The following is a 14,810-nucleotide window of genomic DNA, read 5'->3' as shown; positions in this document are numbered from 1 at the left end:
CTCCTTAATCTATTTCTATTGTATGTTAAACCCACTCACCGTTGTAATTAACACGGTAGCCATCAGGGGTTGTCGTATTGATTGCCAATGCACCAGAGTTATAAGCATAGTACCATTTTCCAGATACCTTCATCCAGCCAGTTTTCATAGCGCCTGAGTCTTGAAGATAGTACCAGCTACCGTTATCTTTGACCCAACCTGTCTTCATTGCACCTGAGCCGTCGAGATAGTACCAGCTACCGTCTTTTACCCAGCCTGTTTGCATCCAACCAGAGTTGTCAAAACGATACCAAACACCATTGATTTTTTCCCAGCCATTAGTTGTATAGGAACCGTCGGCGTGTTTGTACCACCAACGAGAACCAGATTGTACCCAATTACCTGAGGTATTAGAATTCGAACCTGATTGAGTTGTTGTGTTAGTATTTGAATTTGTCGAAGGATTTCCGATAGTCACATCTTTTCTAACTTTAAAGACACGTTTTCTTGTATCAGTTAAGTCACCGTAAGGCGAACCAGCTTCTCCAGACATCTCCAAAATATATGTTCCATATGGAAATTGTTCTGAAACAAAAATATCACCTTTAAATTGATTGCTATAAAATAAAGGTTGTAAAAATTGATCACTGACATCTTTAGTTAAGCCACTAAAAATGACAGCATCGTGACTTTGGTACACAATTTTTCCGGTCGCTTTATCAATCAAGGTAACATTTCCCTTAGCAGCATTATCACCTCCATGTGGTAGTGGCTCTGAAAGTTTTCCTTCGAAGCTAAGTCCAAAATAATCAATTTCAACCTTTGTAATTGTTGCTTCTATTTGTTTTTCAGTACTCGTATTCTCGCTAGCTGATACTTGATTAGCTGTGATGACTCCAGTGCCAAGAAGTGATAGAGCTGATATAGTTGCAAGTGTGAATTTTTTAGTTTGTTTGTGCATTCATTTAATACTCCCTATTTTTATTTGTTGTAAAGTAATCAGTTTGTCCAAAAACCTAGACTTTTTTGGACAAACTTGATAGAATGGTAGTGTAATAATAATCGGTCAAAATGTTGGATTTTAGAACTTTTTTTCTAACGAAAACGGCTCTAAAATAGAGTGTATTTCCTGTCCAAAAAATCCTAGGTTTTTTGACAAGAACTATGAATTTTTTATCCAATTATGAAAGGTGCTTTTTGATACTCCTAAGATGTCTGCACCTTCTCGTAAGGTTATTTCTTTTTTCGTATATTGAGCTATTACATCAGGGAGATTATCCGGGGCAAGCAATTTTGGTCTACCGAATTTTTTCCCTTTTTTCTTTGCTTCTCGTATTCCTTCTATTTGTCTTTGTTTGATTTGTTCTCTTTCAAACTGTGCCACATAAGATAGAACTTGCAAAACGATATCGGATATTAGTTTTCCTGTGATATTGTCATAGCTATTCTTTGTGTTTAATAAGGGGAAATCTAAAACAGTTATATTTACTTTCTTTTTCTTAGTAATTGATTGCCATTGTTCTAAAATTTCATCATAGTTTCTTCCCAATCTATCAATTGATTTAATAACTAATTCATCATTCTCCTTCAAGGTAGTTAATAATTTTTGATATTCTATTCTGTCAAAATCCTTTCCTGAAACATAATCAATAAAAATATTTTCTTTTGCTAATTTGTTTTCTACCAAAGCTGAAAATTGTCTATCGATATTTTGTTCTCTTGTAGATACTCGAACATAACCGTAACGCATAAGTCTACCACCTATCTTTTTATCTCTATTTTAGACGAAAAGAAAACTACCGCCCATAATGAGTGGTAGTTTGGTGTACTCTTTGCTACTGTATTTTTTTGCCAAGATTTTGTCTTGGATGCGTGAATAGTAGTGTTGGATAAAAAATCTTAAGGACTTAAAATCCTTTTAAACCAACCTTTTTGATGTTTACAAAAATTAAAAACAGTATGTTCAATTTTTGCATGTTCATCATGGTGATTTACAGTTTCCTTTTTCAATTATTTTCTGTTTTATTTTATCAATTTTAGGGTTAAAAGTCTATTGTTAGTATAAATCCCCTAACATTAAATTACCGAAGAGATTTTCGAAGAGTACGAGTTTGGAACATGAAAACAGCAGTTAATTTCAAGAAACAAAAAAAGAACAGTTTCGACTGTTCTTTTTATCATTATTTGAGACCGTATTTTTTGTTGAAACGATCCACGCGTCCATCTGCTTGAGTGAACTTTTGACGTCCAGTGTAGAATGGGTGTGAGTCTGATGAAATTTCCACACGGATCAATGGGTAAGTTTCGCCTTCGAACTCAACTGTTTCGTTAGAGCGTTTTGTTGAACCGCTAAGGAATTGGTAACCAGTAGTTGTGTCCATGAAGACAACTGGGCGATATTCTGGATGGATATCTTTTTTCATTTTGCAATATTTCCTTTCTGCCATGGTCTCTTTGCGAGCCATAGATTGTTACCATACTAGTCTATCAGATTCTAAAAAGTTTGGCAAGTATTTTATCAGTTTTTAAGCAAGTTTTTTAACTTTTGGTAGATGATTTCGTTTTCTTCTAAACTATAGGAATTAGCACCACTTGCTAGAGGGTGGCCTCCACCATCATGTTCCTTGGCGATTTCATTGATAGGATGGGTTTTACTGCGTAAGCGAACACGGTAGTGGCCATCAGCTTGTTCTACAAAAATTCCCCAGAGACTGACGCTGTCAATACGTCCAGGTGCACCGACAATGGCTGCAGTTTCAGCATCGGTAACATTGAATTGTTTCAAGACTTCTTGACTCAGGATAACGCGCGCTGCTCCATTTTCATCCACTTCCAGATGGTCGTAGATGTAGCCTTGAAGTTTTGCAATTTTGTAGCTCATAGTGTCCATTTTGCGGGTGAGAGCTGCAAAGTCAAAGTTATGTTCTCTCAAATAAGCAGCCAGGCGAAGAGTCCGTGCAGTGGTAGAAGGGTAGAGGAAGCGACCTGTATCACCAACAATTCCTGCAAAGAGCAACTCAGCAGCGCGATCTGACAAGGCCAGTTGAGTTGTTTGGGCAAATAGGGTAATCATCTCACTAGCGCTGCTTGAACTAGTATCCACCCAAGATAGGTTACCGTATACATCATCATTTGGATGGTGGTCAATCTTAATGAGAAAATCACCTTGACGATAGCGCTTATCATCTATACGAGCAGTATTAGCTGTATCACAGACGATGACAAGTGCGCCCTGGTAGGCACTATCTTCAACAAGATCCATTTCAGCCATCCAAGTGAGAGTTGGTTCATCAAAACCAACGGCTTTGATAGTTTTTTCAGGGAAATGATATTCCAGCAAGGCTTTCAAGCCCACTTGACTTCCCAAGGCATCAGGGTCTGGTTTCATATGACGATGAATGATAATCGTGTCGTATTCTTTAATTTTTTCTAAAATTTGATGGCAAATGTCCATAAATAACCTCAATTCTTTCTCATTTCATTGTAGCACAAGAATTTTTATTTTTAAAATGAAAAAGATGTGATATAATGGAGAAAGATAAATTGAGGAGGACGATATGGCATTAGCAAAAATTGTATTTGCCAGTATGACCGGTAATACCGAAGAAATTGCAGATATTGTAGCAGACAAATTACGTGACTTGGGCTTGGATGTCGATGTTGATGAATGTACAACTGTTGACGCTTCAGACTTCTTGGAAGCAGACATCGCTATCGTTGCGACCTATACTTATGGTGATGGAGAATTGCCAGATGAGATGATGGACTTCTACGAAGACCTAGCAGACCTCAACTTGAATGGCAAAATCTACGGAGTGGTCGGCTCAGGAGATACCTTCTACGATGAATTCTGTAAGGCTGTCGATGACTTTGACCGTGTCTTTGTGTCAACAGGAGCAGAAAAAGGTTCAGAGTGTGTTAAAGTTGATCTTTCTGCCGAGGAAGAAGACATCGAACGTTTAGAACAATTCGCAGAAGAATTGGCTGCAAAAGTAGGATAAGCATAAACGTACGCTGATGCAATCAATCAGTGCATTTTTCTTATCGTGACTTGGGATTTTACTAGCCTATTTTGTGGCTTTTTGATACAATAATTCAAATAAAGGAGGAGACTGTATGGATTTAGATATTATTCGTCAAGAAATTGATCAAATCGACGACCAAATTGTCAAACTGTTAGAAGAACGAATGCATTTGGTTGAGGGAGTTGTCGCATATAAGAAGGCTTCGGGGAAACCGATTTTAGATACCAAGAGAGAAGCAGTTATTTTTGAAAAGGTTAGGAGTCGTGTAGAAGAAAAGCGCTATCAGGAGACTATTGTCGCGACTTTTTCAGATATTCTCAAGCGTTCTAGAGACTACCAGGAGGAGGTGAAGGCGCGTGATTAATCAATCGAATCAAGAAAAAATACAGCAGTATTTGGTACTAACCGGGATGGCCCTGATCATCGGTCTCTTGGTCGGTGCGATTGATATGATCTTTGGTCGAGGATTGCTTCTGATCGGGGATTTCCGAAGCCAACACTGGCCCTTGATTCTGTTTTTGGCCTTAGCAGGGCTTGTCATTGTTTATCTCTATAAGCGATTTGGTGGCAAGGCTTCAAAAGGGATGGGCCTGGTCTTTGATGTTGGGCATGCGCGTGAGGAGGAAATCCCCTTGGTCTTGGTGCCTTTGATCATGCTGACGACATGGATGAGCCACCTCTTCGGTGGTTCGGTCGGTCGGGAAGGCGTGGCTGTCCAGATTGGAGCAACCCTTTCACACCGTTTTGCGCGTCATATCAAGATAGCCGATGCTTCGCGTATCTTTCTTATGACCGGGATGGCAGCCGGTTTCGCTGGGCTCTTTCAGACGCCGCTGGCTGCGACCTTTTTTGCCCTTGAAGTCTTGACTGTTGGGGAGTTGCAGCTAATTGCTCTCTATCCAGCGCTTATCGCCTCGATCGTGGCGAGCTTCACCTCTCATGCCCTTGGCTTGGAGAAATTTGCTGTGCCACTCAAGGAAACGCTGATCTGGACACCAGAGACCTTGATCAAAGTTGCTCTTCTTGGCCTAGCTTTTGGCCTTGCTGGAAAGCTCTTTGCAGTCAGCCTTTTCTGGTTGAAGAAAACAGTCGCCAAAGTCCTGCCGAATCCATATATCCGGATTGCTGTCATAGGGGCTGGACTCAGCTTGGTCCTCTTGGCTCTTCAACTGACCAAGGTCGGCTCTTATAGTGGACTAGGGACCAATTTGATTGACGTGGCCTTTCACCAAGGCAATGCGCAGAGCTATGACTGGATCTTGAAGCTTCTCTTTACCGTGGTGACCATCTCTGCTGGTTACCAAGGAGGAGAAGTGACACCGCTCTTTGCGATCGGAGCTACGCTTGGAGTCTTTCTCGCACCTATACTGGGCCTACCCGTCTTGGTCGTAGCAGCTATCGGCTATGCCTGTGTCTTTGGTAGTGCGACCACGACCTTGCTCGCACCGATCTTGATTGGAGGAGAGGTCTTTGGGTATGGCAATCTTCCTTTCTTTGTTATCGCCTGTGTTATCGCCTATTGCCTGCCAAAAGAGTGGAGCATTTATTCCGGTCAAAAAGTTGCAAAAAAGTAGGGAAATAGCTTTACAAACCTGAAAATATCTGATATGATAGTTTTTGTGCGTAATGGAAGCACAAAAATACAGTTTATCCGCTGAGGGAAGTCCCTCAAGATTGACAAAGATAGGAGAATAAAATGAATCCATTAATCCAAAGCTTGACTGAAGGTCAACTTCGTACAGATATCCCATCATTCCGTCCTGGTGACACTGTTCGTGTACACGCGAAAGTTGTCGAAGGTAACCGTGAACGTATCCAGATTTTTGAAGGTGTTGTTATTGCACGTAAAGGTGCTGGCATCTCAGAAAACTACACAGTTCGTAAAATCTCTAACGGTGTAGGTGTTGAGCGTATCTTCCCAATCCACACTCCACGTGTTGAAAAAATCGAAGTTGTTCGTTACGGTAAAGTACGTCGTGCGAAATTGTACTACTTGCGTGCACTTCAAGGTAAGGCAGCTCGTATCAAAGAAATCCGTCGTTAATTCGACTAAAAAACTCTGCTTTGTTCAGCAGAGTTTTTATCTAGCTCCCTTAGTTCAATGGATATAACAACTCCCTCCTAAGGAGTAGTTGCAGGTTCGATTCCTGCAGGGGGCATTTTTAGAAATGTAAAGAAAGACAAAGAAAATTTAAAGTGTTTATTTAATGGCTATTTCCACAATTTTATTTTTAAAAATAATTTAGTATTTTTTGCTTTTTTGACCAAATCATGACTAAAATTTGACCAAAAAAATAGATTTGAATTAAAGAATATAGAATAAAGTGGATCAGGAAGCTGGTCTATTTTATTTTGTAGTTATTAATGAACAGTTTTATTGATGAAGTTATTTCCTGAAGCTATTTAATTGTGTTGAGATTTGATAAAGCTAGTTTAAAAAATGAGAAAATTAAGTACTTTATTTTTGGTGATAAAAATGTGAATTTAGATAAATATATTTAATTTATAGTAGATAATTTTATTATATATTTTTTAAGTTTATAATATTCAGTTTAAGTTAAATAGTTGTGATTATAGTATATAAGTTTTTCTTTGTTAATGGTATAATGTAAAGTATATAGAGCCATTTTTTGAGGTGAAAGTTTGGCGAATAATAGACAAATTGAGACATTAGGTGTTTCATATCTGACGACATTCATAAATAGACATAGTTTACTTCAGACTTATTTTGATAGTAATGATAAAACTCCAGTCTGGGATGGTGAGATTCACGTTCTTAAATCTTCTAGTGAGAAAAAAAGTGAAATATTTGGTAAAGTGCCTGTTCAAATTAAAGCTACAAGGCAACAGAAGAATAAATTGAAATCCTTCTCGTTAGACATAAGTGATTTAGAATTATATTCAAAAAATGGTGGTGTAGTTTTATTTGTAGTTTGGTTAAGTGAGAATGGTGATTTAAGAAATATCTACTATAAATCATTACCTCCTCTTTCTATAAAAAAACTAATCAAAAAAAGTAATTTAAAAAATAAAACAACAAGTAATAAGAAACTTTCTGTACAGATTCATGAATTAGACGAACAAAAACTGTACCCCATGCTAGTCGATTTTATAACAAATAGTCGTAAGCAGTATAGCTTCATAAATGTTGATGGTATTTCAGTTGAAGATATCTCTGATGATAGTAATCTTAAATTCTATTTTTATGGTCAAGAAAAAGGAGAGATCTTTAACTATCAGGAAGAAAATGATCTCTTCCTTTATTATAAAGATCCTTTAACTGGTATTGAAGTACCACTTGAAAATACAATAAAAGTTGTCGAAACTTACGAGGAAACAGATTTAATTATTACAGTTGGAGGTACTATTTTTCAAGATGTAAAAAGGCATCGATTCCCTGATGGGAGTGTACAACTCCATTTTGGTGAAGGTTTTAAACTGTCCTTTGATGTTAAGAAGAAACAATTCACATTTAACTACACAAGACCTAATTTGTTATCAAAAGCTATAAAGTGCACTCAGGCACTTCAAGAACTAGGAAAATTCGGATATTGCAAGCTCAATGGCAATAAAATAGAACTAGATGAACAGTCAATATTGGATATCACTTCACGTGATATAGAGACTGAGATAAAGGAATTGGTACAGATTTTAAACTTCATGGAAAATATGGGGATACAAAAAGAGGTTGATCTAACTTACTTTGATAAACAATCTCTAAGAAATCTAAATATTCTCAATTCAGGCCTTATTCTAAAGAAGAAAGTTGCCTTAAATTATAATGAATCAAAATTATTTCACCTAAGGATTGCTAATATCCACATTATTACCTTATATGACTTTGAGACAGATAATATTGGAACTATGATAGATATTTTTACTGAAACTCCTTGGTGTAGGAAAGGTGAGGGTGAAGATTCTTCCTACATTTCTATCTTTGAGGTTTTAGAACCAAATGACTGGCTAAAAATAGATAATTGTGATTTTGATTCGGTTATTTCCTCTTACCAAAGATTAGTTGATAATGGCTTGAAATTTGAAGATGCTAACAACACTATTATAAAAATAGTTATTGCTGCTGACATGGCAGAAGATGTTGCTAGAAGAGAGTTATTGCTTAATTGGGCACAATGTCTTTCTGATTGGAACTTAAAATACTCCCAAAATAGTGAGATGGTTATAATAAATGACCTTCAAATAAAATCTAGAGCTCGTAAATTAAACAGCAAAGAAATGGAGATTCTGAGCAACATTTTAGTAAATAGTAATGATAACTATGAACTTTGTTTCGGTTCATCAGTGTTATTAAAATCGAAACCACAAGCTGATTTGTTTTGGAATAAACTGGATAATGAGACAAAAGAAAGATATAAAGACTTTCCTATTTATACTTTGTATATGAAATTATCGTAAAATTAAAATAGATTATAAAGAGATAACATATGGAAATAAAAAGGGTGATTTACTACAATTCAGTACCACAATTAAGGAAGCAATACCTATTTTTTACTCTCAAGATTTAAGTAACTGTACAACAGCCATTCAATTTATTGATTTACTCTTATTGTGATATGTTCATACTAAAAACCGCTCAGCTGAGCGGTTTTTATCTATTCTTTCCTTTTACAGTACCCATGTACGGATGGCATGGGCTACGCCTGATTCGTCATTAGATTTAGTTATGTATTTGGCGATTTTTTTGATTTCTGGATTTCCATTTTCCATGACAACTGGATTACCCACGACTTCCAGCATGGCACGGTCATTTTCTTCGTCACCTATCGCCATGGTTTCATCTTTGGTCAATCCTAGTTTTTCAGCTAAGTGAGTGATGGCTGAACCCTTATCTACATTCTTTTTAAGGAGTTCGAGGTAGAAAGGAGCCGATTTGTTGATGGAGTAGCGTTCGTAAAATTCTGCTGGGATTTTTTCAATGGCAGCATCGAGAATCTCAGGTTCATCGATGAACATACATTTAACGATTTCCTTGTCAGCCATTTCTTCAGGGGTGCGGTAGAAGATAGGCATGCTGACGAGGGTTGATTCGTGCACAGTGTATTTTCCGATATTGCGATTTGCAGTGTAGATACCATCCTTAGTAATAGCATGCATGTGAACACCGAGCTTGCGACTGAGGAATTCCATATCCAGATAATCCTCATAGGTTAAGGATTCGCTGATAATCTCATGTCCAGTAGCAGTTTCTTGGACAAGGGCACCGTTGAAGGTCACCACATAGTCACCCTCGTCTCTCAACTGCAAGTCGTCCAGAAGTTTGGCAACACCTGCGATAGGGCGGCCAGTTGCAATTACGACTTTGACACCAGCTTCTTTGGCATCTTGGATGGCAGAAAAGACTTTAGGAGTGATTTCCTTTTGGCTATTGACTAGGGTTCCGTCGATATCAACGGCAATTAGTTTAATACTCATAAATTTCCTCTTCTAGTTTTTATTTGGGGTAAAATGATCGTTCTCAATCAAGTGTAAAAATTGCTGGGTGATGCTTGCGAAGATGCTGTTTTGATCCAACATTTCTTTTGGGAAATAGAAACGATTATCTCCGTGGCGACTGCCAGCAAGAGATTGGACGATAGGAGACAGGCTAGAGAGTTCGGCCAGTTCTCCATTTTTTTGTAAAATCTCAATCTGTGTCCTTGGATTTTCAGATTCGGGACGATAGATATCATAAGGGAGGTCAAAATTCTTATGAATGGCAGTGTAGTAGTCGGGATCAAAGCCAATGTCCTCAACCAATTTTCTCATGCTGGCGAGTTGGTCTTGGTCTTCTTGTGAAAAAGTAATGGATTTAAAGACCTTGCGGTTGACAAAGCGCTGTGATAAGTCTGCTAAAATCTTGTCAGGACTGGTCATCCAGAGCTGGAAGTAGGTATTCATCACACCATCATCTAGAGCCAGATAGTCAGATAAGGTCACATTTTTTTCAAAGAAAGGTAGGAGGTGTGGGGAAGTTCGTGCAAAGAAGTCTTTGTCCTCAGGATAGAGTTCCTTGGCGCGCTTGAGGAGATTCTGTAGGAGAACTTCCATGGCGCGTGTTGCGGGGTGGAAATAAACCTGCATGTACATCTGGTAGCGACTGAGGACGTAGTCTTCGATGGCGTGCATGCCATTGCGCTGAAAGGCGATACCATTTTCGACAGGACGAATGACTCGGAGTATGCGAGTCAGGTCAAATTCCCCATAGGATGCTCCTGTAAAATAGGAGTCACGCAAGAGATAGTCCATGCGGTCTGCATCAATCTGACTAGAAATGAGTTGCACGACCTGCTTGTTAGGATAGGTGTGGTTGATGACACTGGCAACCTTTTCTGGAAAATCTGGCGCCACTTGTAGCAGGACTTGGTGAATCTCCGTCTCAGGACTTTGGATGATTTCCTGGGTGATGGCCTCATGGTCTGTATCAAAGAGATGTTCAAAAGTATGGGAGTAAGCACCATGTCCAAGGTCGTGTAGGAGAGCAGCGGTCATGGTGAGGAGTGATTCGGCAGGATTCCATTCTTCAGGATATTTCTCTTCAAAAATCTCTGTGATGCGTCGTGCAATTTCATAGACTCCTAGACAGTGGGAGAAGCGGCTGTGCTCCCCACCGTGGAAGGTATAACTGGAAGTTCCCAGTTGTTTGATACGTCGCAAACGTTGAAATTCTTTTGTATTAATCAAGTCATAGATGATTTGATTATTGACATGGATGTAGTTGTGAACTGGGTCACGGAATACTTTTTCGTTCATATGACCATTATAGCAAAATCCTGCTCTTTTTGGTAAAATAGTAGGACAAGAGAGAAGAAAGAGGACTTGATGTGAAGATTCGGATGCGAAATAGGATTCAGTTTGATGAGCAGTTGGAAGTGATTGACCAGCTTTATGATGTGGAAGTGCATGAAAAAGGAGATTATAGCTACCTGCTTTTCTATAATGAAGAAAAGGAAAAAGTGGTTATTAAATTTCATGGTCAAGAACTGGTGATGAGCCGTTTTTCAAATCCCAAGACCATTATGCGCTTTCTAAAGGATAGCGATAGTTTAGCCTATATTCCGACACCTATGGGCATGCAGGAGTTTATCATCCAAACGAGCCATTATCAAGTTGATGGGCAAAAGATTGAACTAGATTATCAACTACAAAATCAAGAGGGACATCCCTTTGCCCGCTATCAATTGGAAATTACTTGGGGCTAGTCTCTTGTTTTTTTCAAATTTACCTGGCTATCTTCTCGGATTAGCCTGCTAATGTGGTAGATTAGGCTATTTTTTGGTATAATAAAAGTTATGGAAATCGAAAAAACCAATCGTATGAATGCGCTCTTTGAATTTTATGCGGCGCTTTTGACAGATAAGCAAATGAATTATATCGAGCTCTACTACGCTGATGATTACAGCCTTGCTGAGATTGCCGAGGAGTTTGGTGTCAGTCGTCAGGCTGTCTATGATAATATCAAGCGGACAGAAAAGATTCTGGAAGATTATGAGATGAAATTGCACATGTACTCGGACTACATTGTTCGCAGTCAAATTTTTGATCAGATTTTGGAGCGTTATCCCAAGGATAACTTTCTGCAGGAGCAGATAGAAATTTTAACAAGCATTGATAATAGAGAATAAGAGGAAGAAAAATGGCATTTGAAAGTTTAACAGAACGTTTGCAGAACGTCTTTAAAAATCTACGTAAAAAAGGAAAAATCTCTGAAGCTGATGTCCAAGAGGCAACCAAAGAAATTCGCTTGGCCTTGCTTGAGGCCGACGTTGCCTTGCCTGTTGTAAAGGACTTTATCAAGAAAGTTCGTGAGCGTGCAGTCGGGCATGAGGTCATTGATACCCTAAATCCTGCGCAACAAATTATTAAAATCGTTGATGAGGAACTGACAACTGTTTTAGGTTCTGATACGGCTGAGATTATCAAGTCACCTAAGATTCCTACAATCATCATGATGGTTGGTTTGCAGGGGGCTGGTAAAACAACTTTTGCAGGTAAATTGGCCAACAAACTCAAAAAAGAAGAAAATGCCCGTCCTTTGATGATTGCGGCGGATATTTACCGTCCTGCGGCTATTGACCAGCTGAAGACACTGGGGCAACAGATTGATGTGCCGGTTTTCGCTCTTGGTACAGAGGTACCAGCTGTTGAGATTGTTCGTCAAGGTTTGGAACAAGCCCAAGCCAATCACAACGACTATGTTTTGATTGATACAGCAGGGCGTTTGCAGATTGATGAGCTTTTGATGAATGAGCTTCGTGACGTGAAAGCATTGGCTCAACCAAACGAAATTCTGCTTGTCGTTGATGCCATGATTGGTCAGGAAGCGGCCAATGTTGCGCGTGAGTTCAATGCTCAGTTGGAAGTGACTGGTGTTATTCTTACCAAGATTGATGGCGATACTCGTGGTGGTGCTGCCCTATCTGTTCGACACATTACTGGCAAACCAATCAAGTTCACTGGTACAGGTGAAAAGATTACGGACATTGAGACCTTCCACCCAGACCGTATGTCAAGCCGTATCCTTGGCATGGGAGATATGCTCACTTTGATTGAGAAAGCTTCTCAGGAATACGATGAGCAAAAAGCCCTTGAAATGGCTGAGAAGATGCGTGAAAACACCTTTGATTTCAATGATTTCATTGATCAGTTGGATCAGGTGCAAAACATGGGGCCGATGGAAGACTTGCTCAAGATGATTCCAGGTATGGCCAATAATCCAGCACTTCAAAACATGAAGGTGGATGAACGCCAGATTGCTCGCAAACGTGCCATTGTGTCTTCAATGACACCTGAAGAACGTGAAAATCCAGATTTGTTAAATCCGAGCCGTCGCCGTCGTATCGCAGCTGGTTCTGGAAATACCTTTGTCGAAGTCAATAAATTTATCAAGGACTTTAACCAGGCTAAACAGCTCATGCAAGGTGTCATGTCTGGAGATATGAACAAAATGATGAAGCAAATGGGAATCAATCCAAACAACCTTCCTAAAAATATGCCAAATATGGGAGGAATGGATATGTCTGCCCTTGAAGGAATGATGGGACAAGGCGGTATGCCTGACCTGTCAGCTCTCGGAGGAGCAGGAATGCCAGATATGAGCCAGCTGTTTGGTGGCGGACTCAAAGGTAAAATCGGTGAATTTGCTATGAAACAGTCCATGAAACGCATGGCTAACAAAATGAAGAAAGCGAAGAAAAAACGCAAGTAAGACAAGGGAAGGCCACAGGGCTTTCCTTTTTTAGAAAGAAGAAAAATGAGCACTTCCGTAATTGGAAATGCTCGTTTTTTGATGTGTTTAGACTCTTAATCTTTATTTTCGTATGGTAAGATCAAGTTCAAGATGATTCCTGTCATGGCTGATAGGGCAGTACCTGAAAGGGTAACTGGACCAAGTTTAAGGATAGCTCCTCCAAGTCCAAGTACCAACATAGCACTTGCGATGATTAGGTTACGCATTTGACTGAAGTCTACACGTTCTTTGATCAAGACTTTCAAACCATTACTTGCGATAACTCCGTAGAGAAGGATTGACATACCACCAAGTACAGCATTTGGAATGGTTGAAATCAAGGCAGTGAATTTACCAAGGAAGCTAAGGGCAATCGCGATGAAGGCAGCGTTACGGATAACTGAGACAGAAGCGATACGAGTCATACCGATAACCCCTGTATTTTCTCCATAAGTTGTATTGGCTGGTCCACCAAGGAAGGCAGAAACTGAAGTTGCGATACCGTCACCAAGAAGAGTACGGTGAAGACCTGGTTCTTTCAAGAATTGACGGCCACAGATTTGACCCAAAACAGTATGGTCTCCGATATGTTCAGAAATTGTTACGATAGCGATTGGCAAGATAGCGATGGTTTCTGGACCGAAGTAAAGATTGTATTCTTTAAAGGCACCGCCTGTATTAAATGGCAAGTAGAAACCAGGAATCTCGAACCAGTTGGCTTTAAGAACTGGTGTAAAGTCAACCAAGCCAAGTGTTAGTGCGAAGAGGTAACCACCGATAATGGCAAAGAGGAATGGAATGATTCGTAGGAAGCCTTTTCCTTTTGTATTGATAAAGGCAGCAATCAAGAAAGTAACAACTGCTACAAGAGCATTTTTCCAATTCCCGTCAGCTACAAGACCAGCATTGGTAACAGCTGAACCTGCAAGTCCCAGACCGATAACGATAATCATAGGTCCGATGATGATTGGTGGCAAGAGTTTATCAATCCATTTTGTACCTGCAAAACGAACACCTGCAGCCACAAGGACATAGACCAAACCAGTCAAGATAACTCCTGTTTGAGCAGCAGATACATCACCACCCATTTCTTTCATAGCCAGTGACATTGCTGTGATAAAGGCAAAAGAAGAACCTAGATAAACTGGAACTTTAAATCCAGTTGAAATCATATAGATGAGTGTCCCGACACCTGAAGCAAAAAGGGCAACAGATACAGGCATTCCCAAAATCAATGGTACCAAGATGGTCGCACCAAACATAGCGAACACGTGTTGGAAGCTGAGTAGGATACCTTTTCCAGCTGAAGGACGTTGGTCAACGTCGAGTAACAAATCAACAGTTGATTCTTGTTTCATATAAACCTCACTTTTGGGCATCAAAAAAGAGCCCATTATTTTACAGCAATAGGCTCTCAGAGTAAGACTTCTCTAAAATCTAGACTTTAAAGAGTTTCAAGTATTTCTGCGTCTTCGTCACCTCACGGGATGACATTAAAAACCTTTGCTTAGGATAGTATAGCAGAAAAAAATGATTTTGTAAATCATTTTTTCCCGAGCCTAAAAATAAAAGAGCGAGGCTAA

The 14,810-nt window shown here is 39.4% G+C and carries 15 protein-coding genes and 1 tRNA gene; 9 read left to right on the top strand and 7 right to left on the bottom strand.

Annotated elements, in window-relative coordinates:
- Positions 1–25: 25 nt before the first annotated feature.
- The 4 genes from O3599_RS07600 to O3599_RS07585 form a co-directional block, all read right to left on the bottom strand.
- On the bottom strand, positions 26–904 hold the full coding sequence (locus tag O3599_RS07600) for an N-acetylmuramoyl-L-alanine amidase family protein (RefSeq protein ID WP_371512471.1): 879 nt from the start codon (positions 902–904) through the stop codon (positions 26–28).
- A gap of 237 nt (positions 905–1,141) precedes the next feature.
- Positions 1,142–1,729, bottom strand: a complete 588-nt coding sequence (locus tag O3599_RS07595; RefSeq protein ID WP_261044024.1) for a recombinase family protein — start codon at positions 1,727–1,729, stop codon at positions 1,142–1,144.
- 430 nt (positions 1,730–2,159) lie between these two features.
- The gene (locus tag O3599_RS07590) at positions 2,160–2,402 is read right to left on the bottom strand and encodes a type B 50S ribosomal protein L31 (RefSeq protein WP_000710764.1); all 243 of its coding nucleotides are present in this window, start codon (positions 2,400–2,402) and stop codon (positions 2,160–2,162) included.
- A 95-nt stretch (positions 2,403–2,497) separates the two neighbouring features.
- Positions 2,498–3,433, bottom strand: a complete 936-nt coding sequence (locus O3599_RS07585) for a bifunctional oligoribonuclease/PAP phosphatase NrnA (protein WP_371512457.1) — start codon at positions 3,431–3,433, stop codon at positions 2,498–2,500.
- 103 nt (positions 3,434–3,536) lie between these two features.
- Here O3599_RS07585 and O3599_RS07580 point away from each other — a divergent pair, with 103 nt between their 5' ends.
- The 6 genes from O3599_RS07580 (at position 3,537) to O3599_RS07555 (ending at position 8,417) form a co-directional block, all read left to right on the top strand.
- Positions 3,537–3,980, top strand: a complete 444-nt coding sequence (locus tag O3599_RS07580) for a flavodoxin (protein WP_001162128.1) — start codon at positions 3,537–3,539, stop codon at positions 3,978–3,980.
- 115 nt (positions 3,981–4,095) lie between these two features.
- Complete coding sequence (locus O3599_RS07575) at positions 4,096–4,368, top strand: chorismate mutase (RefSeq protein WP_371512455.1); 273 nt, start codon at positions 4,096–4,098, stop codon at positions 4,366–4,368.
- Between the two features lie 46 nt (positions 4,369–4,414).
- Positions 4,415–5,578 carry a chloride channel protein gene (locus O3599_RS07570; protein WP_261023940.1) on the top strand — a complete coding sequence of 388 codons (1,164 nt, stop codon included), beginning with the start codon at positions 4,415–4,417 and terminating at the stop codon, positions 5,576–5,578.
- 122 nt (positions 5,579–5,700) lie between these two features.
- Positions 5,701–6,048, top strand: a complete 348-nt coding sequence (rplS, locus tag O3599_RS07565; protein WP_001068669.1) for a 50S ribosomal protein L19 — start codon at positions 5,701–5,703, stop codon at positions 6,046–6,048.
- 43 nt (positions 6,049–6,091) lie between these two features.
- A tRNA-Arg gene (locus O3599_RS07560) sits at positions 6,092–6,163 on the top strand.
- 484 nt (positions 6,164–6,647) lie between these two features.
- Positions 6,648–8,417: a DUF4365 domain-containing protein gene (locus O3599_RS07555; protein WP_261044030.1), complete on the top strand. Its 1,770-nt coding sequence runs from the start codon at positions 6,648–6,650 to the stop codon at positions 8,415–8,417.
- Between the two features lie 210 nt (positions 8,418–8,627).
- Here the strand turns inward: O3599_RS07555 and yidA are convergent, their stop codons facing one another.
- Together yidA and O3599_RS07545 are read right to left on the bottom strand one after the other, a co-directional pair.
- A complete protein-coding gene (gene yidA, locus O3599_RS07550) occupies positions 8,628–9,434 on the bottom strand; it encodes a sugar-phosphatase (protein WP_033687103.1) in 807 nt (268 codons plus the stop codon).
- A gap of 12 nt (positions 9,435–9,446) precedes the next feature.
- A complete protein-coding gene (locus O3599_RS07545) occupies positions 9,447–10,751 on the bottom strand; it encodes an HD domain-containing protein (protein WP_237446805.1) in 1,305 nt (434 codons plus the stop codon).
- A 71-nt stretch (positions 10,752–10,822) separates the two neighbouring features.
- Here O3599_RS07545 and O3599_RS07540 point away from each other — a divergent pair, with 71 nt between their 5' ends.
- The 3 genes from O3599_RS07540 to ffh all read left to right on the top strand — a co-directional run bounded on the left by O3599_RS07540 (position 10,823) and on the right by ffh (position 13,206).
- Positions 10,823–11,200 (top strand): DUF1934 domain-containing protein, encoded by a 378-nt coding sequence (locus O3599_RS07540; protein WP_078706193.1) that lies wholly within the window; start codon positions 10,823–10,825, stop codon positions 11,198–11,200.
- Between the two features lie 90 nt (positions 11,201–11,290).
- Positions 11,291–11,623, top strand: a complete 333-nt coding sequence (locus O3599_RS07535) for a putative DNA-binding protein (protein ID WP_000402071.1) — start codon at positions 11,291–11,293, stop codon at positions 11,621–11,623.
- Positions 11,624–11,634: 11 nt separating this feature from the next.
- Positions 11,635–13,206 (top strand): signal recognition particle protein, encoded by a 1,572-nt coding sequence (ffh, locus tag O3599_RS07530; RefSeq protein WP_247939885.1) that lies wholly within the window; start codon positions 11,635–11,637, stop codon positions 13,204–13,206.
- Between the two features lie 95 nt (positions 13,207–13,301).
- Here the strand turns inward: ffh and O3599_RS07525 are convergent, their stop codons facing one another.
- On the bottom strand, positions 13,302–14,585 hold the full coding sequence (locus tag O3599_RS07525) for a uracil-xanthine permease family protein (RefSeq protein ID WP_004241778.1): 1,284 nt from the start codon (positions 14,583–14,585) through the stop codon (positions 13,302–13,304).
- Positions 14,586–14,810: the final 225 nt, after the last annotated feature.

It is taken from the genome of Streptococcus sp. 27098_8_103, from assembly GCF_041432345.1.
GTDB classification, from domain to species: Bacteria; Bacillota; Bacilli; order Lactobacillales; family Streptococcaceae; genus Streptococcus; species Streptococcus mitis_BV.
This window is presented reverse-complemented; position numbering and strand designations above follow the sequence as displayed.

Coding starts and splice junctions, on each gene's coding strand:
- O3599_RS07595 (WP_261044024.1), bottom strand. CDS start 1,729: ATGCGTTACGGTTATGTTCGAGTATCTACAAGAGAACAAAATATCGAT.
- O3599_RS07525 (WP_004241778.1), bottom strand. CDS start 14,585: ATGAAACAAGAATCAACTGTTGATTTGTTACTCGACGTTGACCAACGT.
- ffh (WP_247939885.1), top strand. CDS start 11,635: ATGGCATTTGAAAGTTTAACAGAACGTTTGCAGAACGTCTTTAAAAAT.
- O3599_RS07590 (WP_000710764.1), bottom strand. CDS start 2,402: ATGAAAAAAGATATCCATCCAGAATATCGCCCAGTTGTCTTCATGGAC.
- O3599_RS07575 (WP_371512455.1), top strand. CDS start 4,096: ATGGATTTAGATATTATTCGTCAAGAAATTGATCAAATCGACGACCAA.
- O3599_RS07545 (WP_237446805.1), bottom strand. CDS start 10,751: ATGAACGAAAAAGTATTCCGTGACCCAGTTCACAACTACATCCATGTC.
- rplS (WP_001068669.1), top strand. CDS start 5,701: ATGAATCCATTAATCCAAAGCTTGACTGAAGGTCAACTTCGTACAGAT.
- yidA (WP_033687103.1), bottom strand. CDS start 9,434: ATGAGTATTAAACTAATTGCCGTTGATATCGACGGAACCCTAGTCAAT.
- O3599_RS07580 (WP_001162128.1), top strand. CDS start 3,537: ATGGCATTAGCAAAAATTGTATTTGCCAGTATGACCGGTAATACCGAA.
- O3599_RS07570 (WP_261023940.1), top strand. CDS start 4,415: ATGGCCCTGATCATCGGTCTCTTGGTCGGTGCGATTGATATGATCTTT.
- O3599_RS07535 (WP_000402071.1), top strand. CDS start 11,291: ATGGAAATCGAAAAAACCAATCGTATGAATGCGCTCTTTGAATTTTAT.
- O3599_RS07585 (WP_371512457.1), bottom strand. CDS start 3,433: ATGGACATTTGCCATCAAATTTTAGAAAAAATTAAAGAATACGACACG.